This is a genomic window from Vibrio rubrogenes, from assembly GCF_059641415.1.
In genome coordinates this window covers 1-540 of record NZ_JCARSY010000120.1, presented here as the reverse complement: position 1 = coordinate 540, position 540 = coordinate 1, and the positions used below count along the sequence as shown (strand labels likewise).

Here is a 540-nt window from a genome sequence, read left to right as displayed (position 1 = left end):
TTTTAAACAGAGCGTGGAAGGCAGCAATCTCGATTACCAGCTCACCACTTACGAGCACTTCGATGCGCCGGGGCGCTATAAAGATGATGCGACCGGCAAAGCGTTCAGCCAAATCCGCTTCGATGCGCTGCGGCGTGAAGCGCATACCGCCAGCGGTCAAAGTAATCAGGCCATGTTGCAGGCCGGGGTGCGATTTGACCTCAGCGACCACCTCGATGCCGCAATGAATCAGAGCTGGCTGGTGGTGCGCATTGCCCATCAGGGCAGTCAGCCGCAGGCACTGGAAGAGTCCGGCGGCAGCGGGGCCACCACCTATGCCAACCAGTTTACCGCCATTCCCGGCGATAACTTATGGCGCTCACCGGTGGAAAATAAACCCCGGGTGGATGGCCCGATGGTGGCGACCGTGGTCGGCCCGGCCGGAGAAGAAATTTACTGTGACGAGCATGGCCGGGTGAAACTGCATTTCCCGTGGGACCGCGAAAGCAACGGCGATGAGCTGAGCTCTTGTTGGGTGCGGGTGTCACAGCAGTGGGCGGG

Annotated in this window: 1 protein-coding gene; it reads left to right on the top strand. The window is 60.2% G+C overall.

The genetic code is table 11. The features are described from left to right. Positions 1-540, top strand: a 540-nt coding sequence (gene tssI / locus AC55NX_RS20820; protein ID WP_496997466.1) for a type VI secretion system tip protein TssI/VgrG, incomplete at both ends; no start/stop codon positions are given.